Here is a 24,522-nt window from a genome sequence, read left to right on the forward strand (position 1 = left end):
TATTATAATCAACATAAAGGAAATATGAAAAAACTATCGATTTTAAGCATGTTAATTCTTCTATTTTTATGGATGCAATCTTGTGCAAATGAAGAAAAAAAAGAAACAGAAAAAACGCCTGAAAGCACAGAGGCTTCTATGGTTCGTGCTATGGAATGGCAAGAAGCACATCCTATTTACGCATTAGCCCCAACGGATTGGACCAATGGCGCCTACTATACGGGCGTTACAAGAGCTTACCAAGCAACCAAAAACCCCATTTTTTTGGCAGCCTTAAAAACCATGGGCTATCGCAACCAATGGAAAACAGGTAGTAGGTTTTATCACGCCGATGATATTGCCATAGCATATTCGTATTTGTACATAAACAGCACACGCGATAATTTGGTCGATTTAAAACCTACGGATAGTTTTATCCAAGATCATTTATTTAAACCCTATCCATGGCGGGAAGGTGTTGAAAAAGGTGATGAACAAACACTTTGGTGGTGGTGCGATGCCTTATTTATGGCACCTCCTGTATTAGCTGTTTATGCGGATTTAAAGAAAGACAAAACCTATTTAGATGAAATGAACAAGTATTACAAACAAACCTACGATTTACTTTACGATAAGGAAGAACATTTGTTTGCCAGAGACCTTAGGTTTGTATGGAAAGGAGATTCTACTGATTTAAAGGAAGAAAATGGCAAAAAGATATTTTGGTCCCGTGGCAATGGATGGGTTTTAGGTGGGTTGGCACTTATTTTGGATGCGATGCCACAAGACTATGAAAATCGTCCTTTTTATCTAAATCTTTTTAAAGAAATGGCAGTAAAAATAAAAGACATTCAACATGAAGATGGTTTATGGAGAACCAGTTTATTGTCTCCCGAATCCTATAATCATGGCGAGGTTAGTGGTAGTGGTTTTTACACGTTCGCTTTAGCTTATGGTATTAATACTGGTATTTTGGACAAAACAGAATATACGCCCGTTGTTAAGAAAGCTTGGGAAGCACTAAAAGGGTGCCAGCACGAAAACGGCATGATTGGATGGGTACAGAACATAGGCGCAAGTCCAGAACCTGCGAATTTTGATAGTTGGCAAAACTATGGTACCGGAGCGTATTTGTTGGCAGGAAGTGAAATTTTAAAAATGAAGTAATCATGCATCCATTAAAGCCAGTAGTTTATTTCGTCTTAGCACTCATGATGTTTCAATGTAAAGGAGTCAAAACCTCGGAAACTAAAACCAATTTGGTTAACACAAGCGTTCCTAAAATTGTTGAAACTATTTTTATCGATTCTGTTTGGGCAGCAAATATGGTCTCGTTCGATCTTCATACCATGGGGAATAAACAATATGTGGCTTATTATGATAAAAATAGAATGATGACGGTTGCCAGTAGGGATATTTCTAGCAATCAATGGCAAAAAAAGACGCTTTCAAATAAACTGCACTGGGATTCACATAATTATGTTGTGATGGGTTTTGATGAAGAAGGTTACATTCACATAAGCGGAAATATGCATAACAATCCTCTGGTTTATTTTAGAAGTGAAAAGCCTTTTGATATAACAAGTATTAAAGAATTAAATGACATGGTAGGTTGTAATGAAGACGGTGTTACCTACCCGAAATTTTTTAATGATAAGGATGGCCATTTGTTATACACGTATCGTACAGGTGGTTCAGGAAGCGGTAATAATTGGGTTAACAAATACAATACAAAAACTAAAGCATGGGAACGTTACTTAAAGACTAATTTATATGAAGGCATTAGTGATAACGAAACACGCTCATCTTATTTTTCGTTTACCAAAGGACCTGATGGAAATTTTTATTTTACGTGGGTTTGGAGATGGACACCATTGGTGGAAACTACCCATCAATTATGCTATGCCGTCAGTCCAGATTTAATACACTGGAAAAATGCGTTTGGTGAACCCATAGAATTACCACTAAAACCAGATAATGAAAAACTGATTGTAGATAATGCACCAACAAACGGCGGTATGCATAATGGTAAATATGAATTGTTTCTTACGGAAAATAGCAAACCCATCATTGGTTATATAAAGTATGATGAGGATGGTTTAACACAGTTGTATGTAGCGACCCCTCAAAATGGTACATGGATTTCAAATAAAATAAGCGATTGGAATTTTAGATGGGAATTTATTGGAGGTGGAGATAAAATGACCCAAGGTGCCAGTTTTGATATAGAACCCTACGACGCCAATTCCGTAATTATTAAATGGAGTAATGAAACAGGTGAAAACGGCATCTATCTTGTTGATATGGAAACACTCCATAAAGTAGATAAAGTTGTTGAGGTGAAAGAAAAATACCCAAGCAATTTAAAAGATAGGCTGACTAAAAACGCGGCACTTCACGTGAATATTCAAAAAGGCAAAAACAGTGATAAAGATGCCGAAAGCACCTATGTTATTAAATGGGAAAGTATGGGTAAAAGCCATGGCAGCCATGCCCCGGAGGTTATTCCAGAAGGGCCGTTAAGTGCTTTGTACCTGATAAATATTAAATAGCAGAATAAAAATGAATAACTTAAAAAACAAACTCGATAAAGTTCTATTATTAGTCATAGGATGTTTAACCATTCTAGGGTCACAAACAATAGTAGCCCAACAAGAATTTAATAAAACGACGATTGAAAATGCCATGGTAAAAGCCATGGAATGGCAGGAAGCACATCCCATTTTTGGACTGGAGCCCACAGATTGGACCAATGCAGCCTATTATACGGGTGCAGCCAGAGCACACCAAGCCACGGATAATATGATATTTCTAGCGGCATTAAAAAACATGGGTTACAAATATAGTTGGAAAACACCGGAGCGCTATTATCATGCGGACGACTTGGCTATTTCCTATCCGTATCTATATGTGCACATGAATCAGTCCAGAAAAAATCTGGTTGATTTGGAGCCTACCAAAACCTTCATTGAAAAGCATTTATTTGAACCTAACGACTGGAAAATAGGTAAAGGCGATAAAGAATTCCATAAAATATTATGGTGGTGGTGCGACGCCCTGTTTATGGCACCTCCCGTATTGGTTTTATATGCAAAACAAACAAAGGATTCAAAATACCTGGATGGGATGCACACATATTATATGGAAACCTATAATTTGTTATATGATAAAGAGGAGCATCTATTTGCTAGGGATATTAGGTTTTTATGGACAGGTAAAAACACCGATTTGAAAGAGAAAAACGGCAAAAAAATATTCTGGTCACGTGGCAATGGTTGGGTATTGGGCGGATTGGCTTTAATGCTTTCCGATATGCCGAAAGATTATATCCACAGAGATTTTTATGTGAATTTATACAAAGACATGGTGGCTAAGGTTAAAGAGATTCAACCAAAAGATGGTTTGTGGGGTGCTAGTCTGTTAGCACCAGAATCCTATAACCATGGAGAAGTAAGTGGGAGTGGCTTTTTTACGTTCGCATTGGCATGGGGCATCAATAACGGACTTTTAAATAAAGACGAATATATGCCCGCGGTAACCAAAGCATGGAAAGGCTTGCTAAATGCACAGCAAGATTCTGGAAAAGTGGGTTGGGTTCAAGACATTGGTTTTGACCCCAAACCAGCTTCCAAAGATAGTTGGCAAAATTTTGGAACAGGCGCCTTTTTATTGGCGGGCAGTGAAATTTTTAAAATAAAGTAATTTATTATACCATAAACTTTTATTTATTGAACTCATCTTGACTTTTTGTTTTTAACCGAAAACGAAATAAAATTTGTTCAGATGAGTTCATTATGAAATCGCCATTAACAACAAGTTTGCGCAAGCAAACACCAATGAAATAAAGCGATTCCATATAGCCATTAAAAAAACAAATATTATCTATATATGCAAACAACAATTTTTAAACAGAATTCATTTAGAAAAGCCATAATTTCTTTGTTATTAGTGCTTTCGGGTTATACTTTACAGGCACAAGTACTATGGTATGGCGACCCAAACCAACCTGTAAGCTCAGTGTTTTATAGGTTTGATACAACTGGGAATACTAATCCCACAGGAAGTCAATGTGTTGATGATCCTGGTAGCCCTCCAGTGGTTACAACACCAACAGACCCAGACTATGGTAAATTTTGGCGTATTACCAAACCAACATCCAGAAAAAGAGCTGAATTTGCCCGAACAAATGGGCTTATACCTCAACAAGGTGAAACTTATTATCTTGCCTGGAGATGGCGTATTAATTCTACTCCAAGCCCTACTGGAGACATTACTGTTTTTCAATGGAAAACAGATCAGGGGTCAAGTATAGATACAAATAAGCAAAATTATCCTTTTAACATGGAGTATGATGGTACTGCATTGACCTTAAATGCTTTTGGACCGGCAGAACCCAATTGGAATAGACCGGGTTCCATTACAAAAAGGAAAACCACTATATGGGAAAGTGCTGTTGCTGAAAACACTTGGGTAAGTTTTGTTATTAAAATAAAAGTTGATGACACTTATGATTCAACAAACAATAGGCATAATGGCTATATTGAATTTTGGTTTAATGGAGTTCAGCAAACTTTAACAAATACTAGTTTTCAAGATTATCAAGTAGTGCTTGACCAAAATAACACAAGAGCCTATCATAGAACAAATGATGGGGTGCAGGTTTATGCCAAATGGGGCGCCTATAATGAAAATGCGTGTTATTTAGAAACACTTACAGACTATAATGAGATGAGGGTTGCTTCAACATATCAAGAAGCGCTTTCATCTCAAAAGGCCATTAAACATGAAATTAACACTTATTTCAACCCAAAAGACGATATACTTTATTTTACAAACGCAAACAATATTCTTACTAAGGTTAAAGTGTTTGATATAACAGGAAAACATATACACACCTATCAAATTGATATGAATAATGATGTGATACAATTAAATCTTAGTGAACTGGAAAATGGCATTTACATATTAAAATTAATGGGGGATCAAATCAATCAAACCCAAAAAATCATTAAGTATTAAAGTCATTGAAAGATTGTAAATAAGTTCTTAATAAAATAACTATGAAAAAAAAATTTGCTCCCCAAAGTAATGAAAAATCATTTTTTTTACTTCTTTGCTTTTTTACCTTGTTCAATGTACCATTTTGTTCAAACGCGCAAATAACACTTGAAAAACATGATAACATGGGCGTTGGAGGCTTGTATTTTTGGTATAGTGATCCCTCAAAACCGGTAGCACTTTATAATAGGTGTTTTTAATATTTCTCAGGAAAAAGAATGGAAAGTTTTTTCAATTCTTGGAGCTAAAGTTAAAGAGGGAAAAGGAATGGTCATAGACGCAAGCACTTGTAAAAAAGGGGTGTATGTAGCTGTTATTGAAAACAACTCGTATAAATTAATTATAAAATAAATGAGAAACTTATGATTACAGATGTTTGTAAAACAGGGAGTATTATTTTAGTTTTTTTTATAGCAATGCATGGTAAAGCTAATACAGGCTTAATGCAAGCTAAAAAAATAGATAATAATCATGATACTAAAAAAGTAAATACTCAAAAAACATTATCCCTTCTAGATTATGACCAGCTAATGGAGGTTAAAAAAAATCTTAAATCTTCTAAGTATGCTTCTTCATATAAAAACTTGTTAAATTCCGCTGATAAGGCATTAAAAAAAGGTCCTTTTTCCGTAGTAAACAAAACCCAAACACCTGTTAGTGGCGATAAGCACGATTACTTAAGTCTAGGCCCATATTGGTGGCCAGACCCTGATAAGGCTGATGGTTTGCCGTGGATTAGAAGAGATGGTGAAGTAAACCCATTAACAAGAGGCGACAATGTAGATGAACCTCGAAAAGACAAGATGTTCGATAATGTAAATAAACTGTCTTATGCTTATTTTTTTACTGATGATGAAAAATATGCAAAAAAATTAATAGAACTTCTTGAAGTATGGTTCCTGAATCCAGAAACTAAAATGAATCCCAATCTTAATTTTGCTCAGGGCATTCCAGGAACAAATACAGGGCGTGGTATCGGTATTATTGAGTTTGGAGGCATTTCTAATGTGATCAACGCTATTGAAATCTTAGAATTAAATAATACCATAAATGAGTCCACATCAAAAGCATTAAGGAATTGGATGGAGCGTTATTTGGATTGGTTGCAAACTAGTGAGAATGGCGTTTTCGAGAAGAACACAAAAAATAATCATGCCACACATTATGATGTTCAAGTAACCAGTTTGCTGTTGTTTTTAAACAGAAGAGATGAAGCAAAAGCACTATTGGAATCTGTAAAAACAATCAGGATACAAACTCAAATAGAACCAGACGGGAAACAGCCACATGAGCTGGCCAGAACAAAGTCATTGTCGTACAGCACCATGAATTTAGGGGGTTTTGTGCAGTTGGCTTACTTAGGAACCAAAGTAAATGTCGATTTGTGGAACTACCAAGCAGAAAACGGCGCTAGTATCCAAAAAGCTTTTGAGTTTTTAAAGCCTTATGCAGCGGGAGAAAAAGAATGGGAATACGAACAAATAGCAAGTCTGGAAAAGTCTCTTCACAGTTTAAAGGAACTTTTCGCTAAAGCTGGAAGCATCTTTAATAATGAAAACTATTGTGAAATAGGAAAAAAAGAAGGTAGTAGCCTGTTTTATAATTGTGATTAAAAGTGTACATAAAATAATATGGATTGACTGGTGTGTACTAGTTGTTTCTTAAATATCTGACTATGAACCTAAATTTTAAACTCTTTGCTTTTTTTATAGTGTCCATAAGTGCTTATGCCCAAAACATTTGTAATGAAAAAGCATGGCTCAATACTAAGTTGAGTTTGGACGAAAGAGTGGCTTTGCTAACCAATTGTATGAGTTTGGACGAAAAAGTATCGCAGCTATTAAATGCCAGCGATGAAATATCAAGACTTGATATTAAATCATATAATTGGTGGAACGAAGCATTGCACGGCGTTGCGCGAGGGCCTAAAGCGACTATTTTTCCACAAGCTATCGGGCTCGCTGCTACTTTTGATCGCGATTTAATCCATCAAGTTGGTAGCAGCATTTCGGATGAAGCACGTGCCGTAAACAACTATCTGGTAAGTACACATAGTAATTCTATTCAATATATGGGACTTACTTTTTGGAGTCCGAATGTTAATATTTTTAGAGATCCGCGTTGGGGGCGTGGTCAAGAAACCTATGGCGAAGATCCTTATCTCACGGGGCAAATTGGGGCTTCTTTCATCCATGGGATGCAGGGCGATGATCCAACCTACCTAAAAACCGCTGCTTGCGCAAAACATTTTGCAGTACATAGTGGTCCAGAGGCTGATAGACATCATTTCAATGCCATTGTTAGTCAACAAGATTTATATGAAACCTATTTGCCTGCGTTCAAAACCTCTGTGGATGCTGGTGTTGAGGCCGTCATGTGCGCTTACAACAGAACGAATGACGAAGCCTGCTGCGGCAGCCCCACCTTATTGCAAAATATTTTAAGAAAGGATTGGGGGTTTAAAGGGCACGTTGTAAGCGATTGTGGTGCCATACGCGATTTCCATAGCGGCCATGGCATCACCAAAACCCCTGAAGAATCTGCTGCTTTGGCGCTATTGAGTGGTACCAATTTAAACTGTGGGGAAACCTACAAAGCATTACCTAAAGCTGTAGAGCAAGGCCTTGTTACGGAAGCCGATATTGATAAAGCCTTAAAACCATTATTAAAAACACGCTTCAAATTAGGGATGTTTGACGATCCAAAATTAAACCCCTATTCCAAAATTCCTTTAGAGGTTATTCATTCTGATAAAAACATAGCACTGGCCAAAAAAGTGGCTCAAAAATCGGTTGTTCTTTTAAAAAACGACCATGTTTTGCCCTTGTCTAAAGCTATAAAGCATTTGTATATTAGCGGGCCATTGGCAGGAGATATTAGGACCCTCATTGGCAATTACCATGGGTTAAGCGATAATCTTGTTACGTTGTTGGAAGGTGTAGTGGGCAAAGTATCGCCTATTACCAGAGTAGAGTATAGAGCTGGCGCGATGCTTAATCAACCAAATCAAAATAATGGCGATAATTACAGCCGTTTAGCTGCCACCGCTGATGCCACCATTATTGCTTTGGGGCTTACCGTTGTTATGGAAGGTGAAGAAAATGAAGCCATAGGGTCTTCCCATAAAGGGGATAATATTACGATGGAGCTTCCTAAAAATCAAATAGAGTATTTACGAAAAATGCGTGGCGATCATAAAAAACCGCTTATTGTGGTTGTATTTGCGGGCTGCCCTTTGGATTTAACCGAAGTTAGCGAACTGGCAGATGCTGTTATTTATGCTTGGTATCCTGGCGAGCAAGGTGGAAATGCCATTGCCGATGTTATTTTTGGCGATGTGTCCCCATCGGGAAAATTGCCTTTAACATTTCCTAAAAGCATAACGCAATTACCTGCTTATGAAGATTATGCCATGAAAGGCAGAACGTATAAATATATGACCCAAGAGCCTATGTACCCTTTTGGTTACGGACTTACCTATTCTAATTTGCAACTCAGCAACCTAAATATTGATAAAGGAAAAATTAAAAAGAAGGAATCCCAAATGGTAGAAGTTACAGTCACCAATACGGGCAATGACCCTATGGAAGATGTCCTTCAATTATATGTTTCATTAAAAGGTGTTAAGCAAAATGTGCCGCTTGCTTCGTTAAAAGATTTTAAAAGAGTTACGTTGGCGCCAAAAGCATCTTTAAAAGTAAGTTTTAAACTAAATCCAGACGCGTTTGATTATATCGATACGCTTGGGAAATCTAAAAGACATCAAGGTGAAGCGGTTATCACCATCGGTAATGCATCACCAGGAAAAAGGAGTAAGGATTTGGGAGCAAGCAGTTCCGAAATTAAAGTTGTGGTTCAATAAACTATTTCAACATACATTAAAAAGTTACAAGCCTATTTTCCCAACTGGTGTCTATTGTGCCGGCGAATGATGCAATTGGTATAAATAACGAACTAAAAAATAACTATGACACGACTAGCTTTTAAAATGAAACTAAACGAGGGGCAGAAAGATGCTTATAAAAAGCGCCATGACGCTCTTTGGCCAGAACTTAAAAAACTTTTGAAAGATAACGGAGTTAGTGAGTATTCCATTTTTTTAGACGAAGAGACCAATATCCTTTTCGCTTTTCAAAAAGTATCAGGAACAGGGGGTTCCCAAGATTTGTCAAACAATCCCATTGTACAAAAATGGTGGGCTTTTATGGCAGATATTATGGAAGTGAATCCCGATAATTCACCCATATCAACAGCTTTGGAAGAAGTGTTTTATATGGAGTAAAGTGATTCAAAGCTGGAAAATAGATAAGTTAATCTTTTGAAAATTTTAATGAAATTATAATACCAATTGTATGTATAAAATAGTATAAAGAAACGAATAAATTTTTTGTCAAGACGATGAAAAAAACCTTTGCATAGCATAGCTACGGAACTGTTTTTTGAAGATTTATTGCGAAAAAGAACAAGTTTATTGGACTGTTTTATATGTGCAATTGGTGTAAAAACCTAAAACGATGCAATTCATTAAACTAGCCCTTTTGTCTTTTATAGGTATCATGCCATTCCAAGACGGTGGCATTCCACAGAATATTATGATTCACACGTTCGATAACAGTCGTGTGGAGCGTGAAAATTTCCATAAGTACACAAATTGGTATGAAGAGGTTGGGAATACACAAATTTTCAAACTGCATCCCGGAGATTGCAATACACGGAATGAAAGGAAGTATTGCAGAATAGAGGCACATACCAAACTTCAAATGAAGAAGGGGGAGCTTCATGAATTTACTGGTACCTACAACATTGTGAAATGTGAAGAAGAGGTTTGTATATTCCAAGTGTTTAATAGCTCGGTAGTACATCCACAGCTATATATTAAACTGTTGAAGAATGGTGAATTGTGGTACCAATCACGCGGAAACTCAGATGGAAAAATCGCGTCACATGTCTTAAAAAAAGATTTTACCCTTCATGTGAAGGATGATGGTAACAAGTGGCAGTTATTTTTTAATGGCAATAAAATAGCAGAAGGGCCTCATCAAGAAAAAGGTTTGGAAACTGTTTGTGAATTTAGATGGGGTATCAAAATCATTAAATAAAACTATCAATACAATACAGCATGGTACAGGATACAATCTTGTTGCAGTTTACTTATTTTTAGTTACTCTAACCTTTAAAAGTATAAATCTAGGATGAAAAAAAAACTATTTAAAAGCAGATATGTTTTATTAGCTATTACAAGTTTGTTGTTTTTTGGATGTGCTGCTCAAGATAAACGAATAAGCATTTATTCTTCATCTAACAATCCGCAGGTTGATTTTGCTTTAGAGGATATCAAATCAGCTTTGGGTAAAAATTATGTTATTATAAATAACGCAAATAGTAAAGAACCCAATATTCTTTTAAAAATAGAACCTTTAAACGACTTGAAAAAAGAAGGTTTTTCAATTAAAAAAGCTAAAAATAAGATTACTGTTATAGGTTTTGATACTGCTGGATTAATGTATGGTAGCTTGGAACTAGCAGAACAAATAAAGCTGTATGGTTTTGAAGGTGTAAAAGAAATAACCCGAAATCCGTACATGGAAATGAGAGGGCCTAAATTCAACATTCCTTTGGATGTACGTACACCAAGTTATTCTGATGCCAGTGATGCCGGTCAGAAAAACATTCCCGTGATGTGGGATTTCGAGTTTTGGAAAGATTATATCGATACCATGGCGCGTTACCGTTATAACTACATTTCGCTGTGGAGTTTACATCCTTTTCCATCTTTAGTGAAAGTACCGGGTTATGAAGATATTGCTTTAGAGGATGTGCAACGGTCAACTGGCACATGGAAAGACCTTTATAATTTGAACGGGATTGGTATGGGCACGCCAGACATTTTAGATAATCCTGAGATTGTTAAGAAAATCACCATCGATGAAAAAATAGACTTTTGGAGAAAAGTGATGGCTTATGGTAAAGAGCGTAATATCGATTTTCATTTTATAACATGGAATATTTTTGATTATGGCACCGATGGTAAATATGGAATCACCGATAAAATGGACAATGACATTACCAAAAATTATTTTAGAAAAAGTGTGAAGCAATTATTTGTAACCTATCCAGATTTAGCGGGTATAGGCTTAACCACTGGTGAGAATATGGGTTTGCAAGGTACAACGGAAGAAGACAGGGAGAATTGGGCTTATGATACCTACGCCAAAGGCATTTTGGATGCTGCAGCAGAAATGCTAGACAGAAAATTTACGTTTATACACAGGCAACACCAAACGGGCGCCAAAGAAATTGCCGAAAAATTTAAAGACGTTATTGATGCAAAAAATATAGAGTTTTTGTACTGCTTTAAATATGCTAAAGCCCATGTTTACAGTGCAACCAAACAACCTTATCATGAGAACGAAAATTTTGTTGAGGATATTGGGGACATGAAAACCATTTGGGGACTTCGTAACGATGATACCTTTTATTTTAGATGGGGCGCACCAGATTTTGTGAGGGAATTTATTGAAAACATACCACACGACGTTTCCAAAGGCATTTATTTTGGATCTGACCAATGGGTGTGGGGACGTGATTTTTTAACCAAAAACCCAGAAACCCCTAATCAATTGGAAGTTGTAAAACATTGGTATCAATGGATGCTGTGGGGTAGATTGAGTTATGACCCGACGTTGACCAACGATAGATTTAGTAGTTTGCTTGCAGACCGTTTCCCAAATGTTGATGCACAGGCACTTTTTTCTGCATGGGAAAATGCCTCTATGATTTATCCAATAACAACGGGTTTTCATTGGGGAAGTTTGGATTTTCACTGGTATATTGAAGGTTGCTTTAGTCATCCTAGATTTGCAGAGAATACTACAGAATTTCATGATGTGAATCGCTTTATTACATTGGGAACGCACCCTAGTTCAGGGTATCAAAATATTCCGAATTATGTGAAGATGAAAGTATCTGATAGTACTTCAACACTTAAAAGTCCGCTAGCGGTTTCTAAAGAATTACACCAACGTGCAGATGCTGCTATTGAAAATTTAAAATCCTTAAAGGCAGCAAACAATAAGGAACTTCAATACACACTTAATGATATTCAAACAGTCGCTTATATGGGTAAATATTATGCCCATAAAATTGCAGGTGCAACGTATGTAGCCATGTATCGTGAAACTAAAGATAATACCTATCAACAAAAAGCTGTTGATGAGTTAACAAAGGCTCTGGGTTATTGGGAAAAATTTACAAAAAAAGCACTTGAGCAAAATAAAAATCCGCTTTGGACGAACCGCGTTGGAATTGTAGATTGGAAAAAAATAACCACTTGGGTTAAAGATGATATTGAAATAGCTAAACAAAATTAAAATATGAAAACTCGAAAAAATAAAATAGAAATATTGATTGTATTACTGGTTATTATCAGCCTATTTTCTTGTAAAGAAGAGGCTTTTACCATCAGTATTCAAAACGAGTTAAACGTACCTCAAGTGTTGCATGGCATTGATAAGTTGAAATCATTTGCTAAAGAAAGCAAAATTGCCATGGTTGACAATGAAGGGGTATTGAATATTGAAACCTTGATAGATTCAACAAACTTAAAGCATGAAGCATTTTCAATTAAAACAAACAATAAAACAGTTAGGGTTACTGGAGGCGATGCCACGGGTGTAATGTATGGGTTATTAGATGTAAAAGAACAACTGGAAACGGGAAACCAATCAGTAAAAAGTAAAGAAGAAGCACCAAATTTAGATTTCAGGGCTTTAAAATTCAATTTACCATGGGAAGCGTATCGTTCTAGTAAAACATTGAGAGAACATACAGAGACTTGTAAAGACACTATTTTTTGGAGAGATTTTCTGGATATGATGGCTGAAAATAGATTTAACAAGCTTACGCTATGGAATTTACATCCTTTCAGTAAAATGGTAAAAACGGAGAAGTATCCAGAAGCTTGTGATTTTTCAGATGAGGAATTAGTAGAATGGCAAAAGCTATGGAATACCCTCTTTAGAATGGCAAAAGATAGAGGCATAGAAACCTACATGGTTAACTGGAATATTTTTGTTACAAAGCCGTTTGCTGAACATTATAATGTGTCAGATCTTTCTAAAAATAGGGATAACCATTTGGGTAATGGAGATACTTCAGAAGTTATTAAAGATTACATGCGCGAAGCTGTTAGGAAAACCATTGATGATTATCCGGATTTAACAGGTTTAGGAATCACTCTAGGAGAAGGCATGGGCGGTATGACTGCTGAAGAACGTGAAGAATGGATTCTTGAAACCGTGGTTGCAGGCGCCAGAAAAGCGAAACGAAAAATAAAATTTATCCATCGGGTGCCGCTTTCTGCTGGTACGGCAAGCTCTGGTTCTACAGATGTTTCTGTTGAAAAATTAACCCGACAAACCTTAGACACGTTGACTTGTTTTGATGGGCCCATAAACATAGAATTGAAGTTTAATTGGTCGCACGGCCATTCTTCAACAACATTGGTAAAAGTGCATGGTGGTGAACTTGCCGATACCTATTGGAATCCGCTGCCAAAAAATTATTATCTGGCTTGGATGATGCGCAACGAGGATTTTTTCATTCTGCGTTGGGGACAAACCGATTTTATTAGGGAACATATTGAAAAAAATGTACACCCTTATGTTAACGGTTATTATGTAGGTTCGGAAACGTATATTCCAGCAAAGGATTATATAACCTCATTAGAAGGTGCTTCAACTAAATATGCTTTTGAACGCCAGTGGATGTTTTACAAAGCATGGGGACGCTTGCTATACAATCCTAAAACCCCCGATTCATTTTTTGTAGATGCTTTTGAAACCCGTTTTCCCACGCATGGTAAAACCTTATTTGAAGCCCAAAGTAAAGTGAGTAAAGTACCGCTGATTATTGCTTCGTATTGGAATGCTACATGGGATTTCACCCTCTATTCTGAAGGGATGATTGGTTTTAACGAAGGACGACCACCAGCGGTAAAATTACTGTCGCTTAAAACACTTGCCAATAAAACGCCTATGGATCCGGACTATATTGGTGTGAAAACGTATTTAAATGGAAATGAAACTGAAATTGCTGGGAAAATTTCCCCCATCCAATTAGCAGATTCTTTATCTTCATTTTGTAATGAAGCTTTAAAAGCCGTGGAGTCTATAAAACCCGAAACCAATGTTGATTTACTTTATGAAAAGTCAGATATACAGGCTTGGGCATACCTTGGGTTGTATTTTTCAGATAAACTAAAAGCTGCTGTGGCTTATCAGCAATATATAGATTCCAAGGATGAAAAATTCCATAAAGAAGCTATTACATGGTTAGAAAAGGCCACTGAAAAATGGTCTAAGTTAGTTGCTGTTACAAAACCTGTATATAATCCTGTTCCCATAGAGCATAAAGGGTATCATGAGGATAGTAATTTATTCCATTGGTCCATTATTCAAAAAGAAGTGGAAGCGGAATTAAAATGGTTAAAAGAGTTGGATGTTACTCAAACCGAATCCAATTAATATAATATGAAAAGTAAATGTATTATATCTGGTTTCATACTATTTTTTGTAATGTCATGTTTAGACAAAAACAAAAAACTAGAAGTAGTTTCTCAAAATGAAACTACGAAATCTGACAAGATAAAATTTACAGATGATCTTCAAGTTGATCAAAGCAAGAGTAGAAACAGGTTTATTTTATTGGCAGATATAGGTCATGATCCTGATGATGAGCAGCAACTGGTTCATTTATTGGTAAGCTCGAATCAAATTGACCTTGAAGGACTTATAGCGGTTTCTGGGCGCTATTTTAGACCCAATCCGCCCGATACAGTCAAAGTGTTAATGCCTGAATTGTTTCATTATTACATTGATGCCTACGAAAAAGTATATCCGAATCTTCAGTTGCATGCGAAAGGGTGGAAAACTCCTGAATATTTACACAGTATTGTAGCTTCAGGTCAGGAAGGAAATGGTATGAAAGATGTTGGCAAGAGAACCAGTGATGGTGCAAAACTAATTATAGAGGCCGCTCTAAAAGACGATAAAAGACCTCTTTTTATTCTGTCGAATGGCGGCATGAATACATTGGCACAGGCATTATATGCGTATAGAGCAGAACATTCTAAAGATGAATTGAAAGCCTTCATTTCAAAAATTAGAGTCTATGATAATTCAGGTCAGGATGAATGTGGAGCATGGATTTGTCATGAATTTCCTGATATATTTTGGATTCGAGGTACGGATCAGAACAGATGTTTTGGTGGGCCTTCAAATACGAACCTTGGTCCCAATACTTGGAAACCATACGATTATACCCCAGTCGGTCAACACCAATGGTTAAAAGAAAATGTCCAAACTAATCATGGCAAACTAGGTGAAGCTTATCCCGACAGAAAAGTTGCTGGAACTTATCATTTCGCAGGAGGCGGCGGAACGATTCCTTGGTTAGGACTTGTAAATCCGGGATTATCAGATATATCTCAACCCTCTTGGGGCGGTTGGAATGGAAGGTATTCTGCAAAGAAAGTACAAAATCCGCCTTCTGGTTTTTCAATTATTGTAGCCGAAGAACAAAAATATATCCCTTATGCAGCCTATGCTGATGGAAAAGACATTGTAGATACATGGACAAATCCTGACGATGGAAACCTATATGCAGATATGTATACCCCAGTTTGGCGCTGGCGAAAAGCCATATGGAACGATTTAAAAGCACGCATGGATTGGTGCGTTAAACCTTATGACAAAGCGAATCATCATCCTATTGCGGTATTAAATGCCGATAGTTCAGATCAAATAATAATAGCAAAATCGAATTACAACGAAACCATTGAATTGGATACGACCGGATCAAGCGACCCCGATGGCGATACCTTAAGTTATCAGTGGTGGATATATCCAGAAGCTGGAAAAAAACCGTACAAAAAATCAATAAAAATTGAAAATAACACTCAGCTTAAGGCATCTTTTAAAATACCGCAAGATGCAGCGGGTAAAGAGCTGCATGTTATATTGGAAGTGCATGATAATAGCCAGATTGTTCCATTGGTAGATTATCGACGCATGGTAATAATTGTTACTAACTATTAAGGATTTTAGCATAAATAATATAAACAAACTGAAATAGAAAAACAGATTAAGAAGTTTGTATTAATTTATTGATAATCAAATAAATATAATTATGAAAAAAGCATTAATCATATATGGGGTATCGCTATTTTTTTTGATGTCCTGTGCCGACAAAAACAAAAAATTAGAAGTAGCTTCTCAAAACGAAAATATAGAATCTGAGAAAATGTCAAATGATAAAACATCCGATGTGTTTTACCATTATTCTATTTGGTGGGCATTTGTAAATAAAATATTTGAAGGCGATATAAATGGAGCCCATCTTAAAACTAAAGGCGATATGGCTTTGGGTTCTTATAATTTTTTGGACGGCGAACTTATTATGCTTGATGGTAAATTGTATCAGGCGAAAGAAGATGGCACTGTTGTTACACCAAATGATGATGTTAAAATAGCCTATGCTAATGCCGCTTTTTTTGATAGCGATAAGGAATTTTTACTTGGCAAAGTTGCTAATTATGATACTTTAAGAAATCTTATCAATGCCGAATTGCCCTCAAAAAACTTTTTTTATGCCTTTAAAATTCATGGAAATTTCAAAAAAATAACATGTGGTGGTTTACATAAACAAGACAAACCTTTTGAAAAAGGATTGGATGTTTTAATTCCTTCTAGACCACTATTTGAAAGAGAAAATTTTTCTGGAACTATGGTTGGGTTTTATTGTCCTGAGTTTATTGGGAATATAAACGTTGCTGGGTATCATCTTCATTTTGTGTCTGACGACGGAACTTTTGCAGGACATGTTATGGAATTTGAAGCAGAAAACCTGACTGTACAGTTAGACCAAATGAACGAATATCAATTTGTTTTACCAAAAACTGAAGCTTATGAAAACGTAGGTTTTGAAAAGGAGTTTCAGTACAAAAAAAAATAATGACGGTTATATTTTAAACAGTAGAATTAAAAATCATGAAAAAACAGCTCATTTCCTTGCAAAGAAAATACTTGGTTTTAAATATTTTCATGCTGTTTTTTATTTCCAATCTGTTAGCTCAGGAAGCAGAAAGACCTTTTATTTGGGTTAAGCAATCAGAACGCAGTCAAATTCTTGAAAAGATTGCACAAGAACCTTGGGCAACGTCTTTATATACCAAATTTTTAAATAGAGCTGACGAAGATTTTAATGTCTATCAAAAAAGTCCAGAACTGTTCTTGAAAAAACTCCCCTTTAATTGGGAAGCACAAAAACCCACACAAATACCGCCGTTAAAAATAATTATAAGAACGGGCCCTCAGGAAAAACTATCTGCACCAAAAAAATATATTGAATATAGTTTACAAGTGGCCATAGATTGTGGTGTCCTCTATTATTTAACCAATGATGAAAAATATGCACAATGCGGTTTGGATATTTTGCATACGTTTATCGAAACCATTTCACAACTTCCATATCCAACTGAATCAGGGAATAATGGGATCATTTATCCAGAAGATCATTTGTATGAATCACGAGTTATTAACGCACAAATACCTATCATTTACGATTTTATAACACCTTTTATCAAAAAAGGAGGCATGCCTTACGATTTTGTAAAAAATAAAAAGGTTTTATTTAATAATGCCAAAGCACAAAAAGTATTCAAAAATTATGTGGAGTTGGTCATCAATCAAGGCATGACAGGTTCCAATTGGAGTGTTTTGGAAGCCCCAAGTATGGTGCAGAACCTTCTTGCTCTTGATAATGTTAGTGATAGAAAAAAGTACATCAACGTGTATTTGAATGAAGGAAGCCCGAGACAGGATCCACTATCGACCATTGCGTCGTTTTATAAGAATCCAGGCGATGTATATCCTGAAACTTCCAATTATTCCAATGCGGTGGCTAGTTATTCTACGGTATTGATGACGATGCTAACAAAATATGATCCTTCGCTTAATTTAATAGAAAAGTACCCTAACATTCCCTTGGGATTATCCCGTTGGGAAGCCATGAAATACCCTAATGGCGAACTTGTACGATTTGGAGATGCGCCAAGAACTGGTGGTACAAGTTATGCATATTGTGAATATGCTTATTATTTAGGGGAAATCACGGAGACTCCAGACTATAAAAAAACCTTCGGGTATCTTATTGCTACAGCAATTTCTGAAGATACATATCAAAGAGATGAACTCAACCCGCGAAGTTTCCCGTCAAGGGTTTATTTTGAACCGCTTCAATTACTCTGGTATTCAGAAAATTTAAAAGGAGAAATTATACCACAGAAGCAACCACGGACAGATAATTTGGTTCACGCTTCTGTTTTTTTGCAACGCAATGAAAGTGCTGATGAAAACCCAGAAAACGGATTGATGTGTTTTGTTGGTGGCGCAGCCATGGTGCATGGTCATGCTACAGGAATGAATATGGAATTGTACGGAAAAGGGCAGGTGTTGGGCGTGGATAATGGCAATGGCAATTATAAATTGGATCTTCACGAGAATTACTCCCGTCTTTTCGCGGCACACAACACGGTTATTGTCAACGGAAATTCTCAAAGTGAGGGCGGATGGGCAAATTTGGGACAAAATCCAGTAGAATTGGTGTCCATGGAACCGATGCCTTTAAAAGAAGCGGTGTCGCCTAATTTTTCATTTACCCAAACCAGTTTTTTGGATGATAAAGGCGACAAAGCTGAAGCTGAAGAGCAACGCACTTTGGCGCTGATTAGAACTTCGGAAACTACAGGATATTATGTGGATGTGTTTCGTTCAAAATCTAAACTTCCCAATCAATATCACGATTATTTGTATCACAATATTGGAGATGCCTTGGTGTTTGAGAATAAAGATTTAACACTAGTACCAACACCAAACCGCTATATGGCGAACGCCAATAATAAATGGGTAGCGAATAGAACCTATCGGCATCCAGGTTGGCATTTTTTTGAGAACGTTGAAACATCATCCCAATATAATAAAGAGGTAAGAGCCACTTTTAATACGGAGAAAATGGATGGCAAACCTATTTATATGAGCCTACATATTCCAGGGTTTGATGATAGGGAATATACCAAAGTAAAAGCACCATTGACCTTTAGTGCACCCAAACCCTACGATACTTTAGCAACCCCAACTTTGGTCATTAGAAAAAACGGAGAAGCATGGATAGCACCATTTGTGGTGGTTTATGAACCTTATAATGAAACACCTAATAATAAATCCGTTCAATCTGTTGAAAAACTGATGCAAGATGGTATCTATAAAGGCTTGAAAATTAAAAGTAAAACTTCCAACGGACTTATTACACAATACATCATAACACAAGCAGAACATGAGCTGTATGAAAATAAGGAAAACGGTATTATTTTTAAAGGTGTTTTCGCAATCATCACTTTAGATAGGAATGAAGAATTAACCGAAATGTATATTGGAAATGGCGAAGAACTTCACTTTAAAAATAACAGTATTAAAAAAATATCTGGAGAAAATTTTGCGGCTTACCTTAGTTTCGAAAATTCCGAACCTCAGTTAAATAGCAATGGAAAATGTATAGCGAAGTTGGCTAATGGGAAGCAGATTATAGTAGAGTAAAATAACAAATTAACTTATGAAAACGAAAAACTTTATTTATTCATCTGAAATGAAAAAATCAAATAAAAAGCAACATCTACTTTATGCCTTAATCTTAATTTTTTTAGCAGTATTCAGCAGTTGTAAATTTGAAAATTCAGAAAATGAATTTTCTAGACAAAAACTACTTTTTAATGACCATTGGCAATTTCAACTTGCTGAAAATGACCCTGTTTCGAAGGAAGGTATCAATGAGTCCCATTGGAAGCACGTACAACTGCCACACGATTGGAGTATAGAAGGGGAGATTTCTGAAGATAATCCCTCAGGACATTTTGGTGGCTATTATCCCGGAGGTGTAGGTTGGTATAAAAAGTCTTTTGAATATGATCCTAGCTGGAAAAACAAACTGGTCTCCATTACTTTTGATGGTGTTTATAAAGACAGCGACGTTTGGATTAACGACCACTATCTTGGTAAACGTCCAAATGGCTATGTTAGTTTTTCTTATGACTTATCGCCCTATTTAAAGGAAGGTACGAACACCATTCGTGTAAAAGCAGATAATTCAAAACAGCCTAACGCTAGATGGTACACCGGTAGTGGTATTTACCGAAATGTTTGGTTACAGATAAAAGATAAGCTTTCGGTTACAGAGTGGGGAACTTATATTACTTCTGAAAACGTTTCTACGGAACGTGCAGACATTAATTTCCAATCTTCTATTTTAAACGCTTATCCTGAAAATAAATCCGTTACTATTAGTTTGGAAATTTTCGATGCAAAAAACCAACTTGTATCTGCTAAAAGCATAGATAAGACATTGTCTTCAAATGATACCATTACGATACAAGAAAAATTAAAAGTTGAAAAACCTGAATTATGGTCTCCAGAACACCCCGTTTTATATACCGCGGTTCATAGAATTCATGAAAATGGAAAAGTTTTAGATGAATACAAAACCACTTTTGGAATCCGAAGTATTCGATTTGAAGTAGAAACAGGTTTTTGGTTGAATGATAAAAATATAAAAATTAAAGGCGTTAATAACCACCAAGATGGTGGTGCGGTAGGTGCTGCAGTACCAGATGATGTGCTGCGTAGAAGGATGCAAATTCTAAAAGACATGGGTTGCAATGCCATTAGAACAGCGCATAATCCATTTTCGCCCGAGTTTTATCAAATGTGCGACGAAATGGGTTTTATGGTTATGGATGAGGTGTTTGATGAATGGATTGCTTCATGGCCATGGGAAAATTATCAGAATCAAGGAAAAGTCCCTTATGGATATCATCTTGAATTTGAAAAATGGGCGAATCGCGATTTAACGGATGTCATTCTAAGAGATCGCAACCATCCCTCCGTTATTATGTGGAGTGTGGGAAATGAAATCCCAGACCAATGCTACGCCGAAGGTCCGGAACGATTAAAACCTTTACTGGAATTGGTACATACATTGGATGATACACGACCCGTTACCGCGGGGTGTTGTTTTATGCATTTGGCAAATGACACAGGGTTTTCAGAGTTATTGGACGTGGCCGGATACAATGGCGGCGGCGGTTCCGTTTTTTACGAAAAAGATAAGGCGATATACCCCAATAGAAAATTTATAGCCACAGAAATTCCGCATTCGTTCCAAACCCGAGGTGTTTATAAAACACAAACAGATATGCGAAGTCCAGAACAGGGTATTGCTGTGCCAAATTTGACGAAGAAAGAGGTTTTTCCAGAGTTTTCAGAATTCTATTCATCGTCTTATGATAATTCCAGTGTGCGTATTTCGGCCCGTGATTCTTGGCGAAGAACCGATAGCTTGCCTTATGTTGCAGGCGAGTTCCGTTGGACAGGATTTGATTATTTGGGCGAAGCTATCAAAGGATGGCCTTCCCGTTTTTATAATTTTGGAATTATTGATTTGTGTGGGTTCCCTAAAGACACCTATTATTTTTATAAAAGCCAGTGGACGGATGAACCTATGGTACATATATTACCACATTGGACGTGGCCCGGTAAGGAAGGCAAAACAATTCCCGTTTGGACCTATTCCAATGCTGATGAAGTGGAGTTATTTTTAAACGGCAAATCATTGGGAGCCAAATCCAATAAAGGTAAAATGAATTTATCTTGGGATGTCCCATATACACCGGGAGAAATTAAAGCGGTAGCAAGAACAGATGGTAAGATTATAAAAGAACAAATTTATAAAACAGCAAAAAAACCATCTAAAATCCAAGTCATTACAGATAAAAAAGAAGTGGATGCTAACGGTGTAAGTTGTGTGCATCTTGAAGTAAATATTCTGGACGAAGATGGAAATTTTGTGCCTTACGCAGATAACCTTATCAGTTTTACGGTTGATGGGCCAGCTAAAAATTTAGGTCTGGAAAACGGTGATCCATTGGATTTAACGTCTAATAAATCAAATCAAAGAAAGGCTTTTAACGGTAAATGTTTGATGATTCTGCAAACAACCAAAGAGGCAGGAGATATTAAAGTAACAGTGTCTTCTTCAGGTTTGGAATCCGAAGAAATTTCAATTACAAGTTCTCAATCAGAATAGAAAATAAATTAACATATTAAAAATAGTCACTAAAAAATTAAACCATGAAAAGACGTCATTTTGTATATCTATCAGCAGCAGGAAGCATCAGTTTGGGCATTCCTTTTTATGGGTGTAAAAACACAAATACTAAAGAAAACGCATCAGTTGAAGAGAGGACTGAATTTGAAATAAAAGTTTTAAATTTATTGACTGTTTGGACCGATGCTATGTTGAAAGACCAAATAGATGCTCCAGAAAACACTGAAACGCATGGTGCGTTATATTGCCATGCCTGTGAAAAAATCCACGGAAGATGTATGGATGCTGTCTATCCCTTTTTGTATATGGCAGATAAAACAGGTGATGAAAAGTATTTAAAAGGCGCTATGGATGTTATGAAATGGTCGGAAAATGTCTCCATGCCCGATGGGAGTTGGACGGTGGTCCCGGACCCGAATTCTTGGAAAGGCATTACCGTTTTTGGAGCCATTGCATTGGGAGAAGCACTGTATTATCACGGTCATATCTTGCCAAAAGAGATCAAAGAAAAATGGACACTTCGTTTAAAAAAGGCTGCCGATTTTATATTTAAAAATTTTACCATTGAATATAGTCACATCAATTATGCCTTTACCGCCATGTATGCACTTAATTTTTTAGGACGCTTTTTTGAAAATGAAGTTTACATTAATAGAAGTAAAGAACTCGCTGTTGAAATTCCAAATTGGTTAACAGAACCCAATAAACTGCTTTTTGGAGAAGATAAACCAGCAAACGAACCTAGTGCCAAGGGTTTAATGCCTATTGATTTAGGGTATAATGTTGAAGAAACCTTAAACGGCATGGTGCAATATGCGGTTTTAGAAGAAGATGAAGAATTATTAAAGCTATTAACCAAGTCTCTAGAGGGACACTTAGAGTTTATGCTCCCCGATGGCGGTTGGGATAACAGTTGGGGCACCAGACAAAATAAATGGACGTATTGGGGCAGCAGAACCTGTGATGGGTCCCAACCTGCCTACACATTATTGGCAGATAGAAACCCTGCGTTCGCAACTGCGGTTATATTGCATACAGAATTATTGGAAACATCTACTGTTGACGGACTTTTAGCCGGAGGTTTGCATTATGCATCACATGGCGTAAAACCATGTATTCATCATACCTTTGCGCATGCTAAAAATTTAGCATTTTTGTTAAACCATCCTGAAAAAACAAATAAACTTACAAAAAACACACCCATCCCTAGAGCCATAAATGATGGGGTTAAGCATTTTCCTGAAATTGATGTTTGGTTGGCTTCCAGAGGTTCTTGGAGAGCTACCATTTCTTCTTACGATCAAATATTTAAGACAAAATATTCTGTTGCGGCTACTGGAGGTGCATTAGCACTGCTTTGGCATGAAAAAGTTGGGCCTATATTTACGGCAAGTATGGCGGAGTATATTTTAGTAGAAGCCAATAACCAACAACCACAGCCAGGAGAATATTTTACGTTAACCCCAAGAATAGAGCGTTATAAAAATGGAGTGTGGTTTACCAATATCCATGATTTGAAAGCAACCGTTCAATTTACTGATAAAAATGGTATTATTGATTTTGTTGTGGATGCCTCATTGACCAATCGAGAAAAAGAAACGGTTAAAGAACATGCTAAATGTCAGTTACAATATGCTTTTGATAACGAAAAAACAGTCATTAAAGCAATTAGAACGAATACCAATGATAATGGAGATGCTTTAATATTGCCGATTGTTTCTGCCACAGGCGAAAAAGTCGTTCAATTATCTGAAAATCATATTGAAATCCATAAAAAAGGTGGTATTGTTTCATTAAAAGCAAACGTTCCTTTAAGGATTAAAAAAACAGAAAAAGAACGGGTTTTTAATATGGTGCCTGGGGTAGAGGCTGTTCCAGTTATAGCAGTTTTCCCTAAATCTACACAAGAAATAATATGTATAATTAAAGTGGTCTAATTTAATAAAATAAAGCAAACCATTTTTGATTAAAACATAATATACACTAATTCGATAGTGCATCATTTTTCCTTTCAAGACGTTGTAAGGATATTTATTTTTTTAATAAAAGTAAGTAATAACATATACAACGTAAAATTTGTTGCTATAATTCAATAAAAATAAGTGCCTTACCGTATAGTACAGGATAGTTTGCTTAAATCAGATGGATATATTTAGCAATGAAAAATCATTATAGTCGCTCCTTTAAATATTTATATAGGTATAAGCGTTTAGGTCGCAATAAATTATCTTTGTCAAATGACAGAGCGCAATATTTTTAGAGGAGTGAATT

At 36.3% G+C, this 24,522-nt stretch carries 16 protein-coding genes; all 16 read left to right on the forward strand.

From position 1 onward, the window contains the following. Nucleotides 1-24: 24 nt before the first annotated feature. The 16 genes from ACU1LP_RS14160 (at nucleotide 25) to ACU1LP_RS14235 (ending at nucleotide 24,188) form a co-directional block, all read left to right on the forward strand. A complete protein-coding gene (locus ACU1LP_RS14160) occupies nucleotides 25-1,146 on the forward strand; it encodes a glycoside hydrolase family 88/105 protein (RefSeq protein WP_445736595.1) in 1,122 nt (373 codons plus the stop codon). A 2-nt stretch (nucleotides 1,147-1,148) separates the two neighbouring features. After that, a complete protein-coding gene (locus ACU1LP_RS14165; RefSeq protein ID WP_445736596.1) occupies nucleotides 1,149-2,531 on the forward strand; it encodes a BNR repeat-containing protein in 1,383 nt (460 codons plus the stop codon). Between the two features lie 10 nt (nucleotides 2,532-2,541). Continuing rightward, nucleotides 2,542-3,681: a glycoside hydrolase family 88/105 protein gene (locus ACU1LP_RS14170; protein ID WP_445736597.1), complete on the forward strand. Its 1,140-nt coding sequence runs from the start codon at nucleotides 2,542-2,544 to the stop codon at nucleotides 3,679-3,681. 186 nt (nucleotides 3,682-3,867) lie between these two features. After that, nucleotides 3,868-4,998, forward strand: a complete 1,131-nt coding sequence (locus tag ACU1LP_RS14175) for a T9SS type A sorting domain-containing protein (protein WP_445732926.1) — start codon at nucleotides 3,868-3,870, stop codon at nucleotides 4,996-4,998. Between the two features lie 240 nt (nucleotides 4,999-5,238). Further along, nucleotides 5,239-5,388 (forward strand): hypothetical protein, encoded by a 150-nt coding sequence (locus ACU1LP_RS14180; protein ID WP_445732929.1) that lies wholly within the window; start codon nucleotides 5,239-5,241, stop codon nucleotides 5,386-5,388. A gap of 11 nt (nucleotides 5,389-5,399) precedes the next feature. Next, nucleotides 5,400-6,650, forward strand: a complete 1,251-nt coding sequence (locus ACU1LP_RS14185; RefSeq protein WP_445736598.1) for an alginate lyase family protein — start codon at nucleotides 5,400-5,402, stop codon at nucleotides 6,648-6,650. A 62-nt stretch (nucleotides 6,651-6,712) separates the two neighbouring features. Continuing rightward, the gene (locus tag ACU1LP_RS14190) at nucleotides 6,713-8,899 is read left to right on the forward strand and encodes a glycoside hydrolase family 3 N-terminal domain-containing protein (RefSeq protein ID WP_445736599.1); all 2,187 of its coding nucleotides are present in this window, start codon (nucleotides 6,713-6,715) and stop codon (nucleotides 8,897-8,899) included. 105 nt (nucleotides 8,900-9,004) lie between these two features. Beyond that, on the forward strand, nucleotides 9,005-9,319 hold the full coding sequence (gene rhaM, locus ACU1LP_RS14195) for an L-rhamnose mutarotase (protein ID WP_445734830.1): 315 nt from the start codon (nucleotides 9,005-9,007) through the stop codon (nucleotides 9,317-9,319). 256 nt (nucleotides 9,320-9,575) lie between these two features. Further along, nucleotides 9,576-10,136, forward strand: a complete 561-nt coding sequence (locus tag ACU1LP_RS14200; protein ID WP_445736600.1) for a hypothetical protein — start codon at nucleotides 9,576-9,578, stop codon at nucleotides 10,134-10,136. A gap of 93 nt (nucleotides 10,137-10,229) precedes the next feature. Beyond that, nucleotides 10,230-12,407 carry a glycoside hydrolase family 20 zincin-like fold domain-containing protein gene (locus ACU1LP_RS14205; protein WP_445736601.1) on the forward strand — a complete coding sequence of 726 codons (2,178 nt, stop codon included), beginning with the start codon at nucleotides 10,230-10,232 and terminating at the stop codon, nucleotides 12,405-12,407. 3 nt (nucleotides 12,408-12,410) lie between these two features. Beyond that, nucleotides 12,411-14,561 (forward strand): hypothetical protein, encoded by a 2,151-nt coding sequence (locus tag ACU1LP_RS14210; protein ID WP_445734265.1) that lies wholly within the window; start codon nucleotides 12,411-12,413, stop codon nucleotides 14,559-14,561. Nucleotides 14,562-14,612: 51 nt separating this feature from the next. Then, the gene (locus tag ACU1LP_RS14215; protein ID WP_445734266.1) at nucleotides 14,613-16,133 is read left to right on the forward strand and encodes a nucleoside hydrolase-like domain-containing protein; all 1,521 of its coding nucleotides are present in this window, start codon (nucleotides 14,613-14,615) and stop codon (nucleotides 16,131-16,133) included. A 91-nt stretch (nucleotides 16,134-16,224) separates the two neighbouring features. Beyond that, a complete protein-coding gene (gene budA / locus ACU1LP_RS14220; RefSeq protein WP_445734267.1) occupies nucleotides 16,225-17,049 on the forward strand; it encodes an acetolactate decarboxylase in 825 nt (274 codons plus the stop codon). Nucleotides 17,050-17,084: 35 nt separating this feature from the next. Beyond that, the gene (locus ACU1LP_RS14225; RefSeq protein WP_445736602.1) at nucleotides 17,085-19,688 is read left to right on the forward strand and encodes a heparinase II/III domain-containing protein; all 2,604 of its coding nucleotides are present in this window, start codon (nucleotides 17,085-17,087) and stop codon (nucleotides 19,686-19,688) included. Nucleotides 19,689-19,704: 16 nt separating this feature from the next. Next, nucleotides 19,705-22,230 (forward strand): glycoside hydrolase family 2 TIM barrel-domain containing protein, encoded by a 2,526-nt coding sequence (locus ACU1LP_RS14230; RefSeq protein WP_445736603.1) that lies wholly within the window; start codon nucleotides 19,705-19,707, stop codon nucleotides 22,228-22,230. A gap of 44 nt (nucleotides 22,231-22,274) precedes the next feature. After that, a complete protein-coding gene (locus ACU1LP_RS14235) occupies nucleotides 22,275-24,188 on the forward strand; it encodes a hypothetical protein (RefSeq protein ID WP_445736604.1) in 1,914 nt (637 codons plus the stop codon). Nucleotides 24,189-24,522: the final 334 nt, after the last annotated feature.

It is taken from the genome of Mariniflexile sp. (assembly GCF_052728615.1).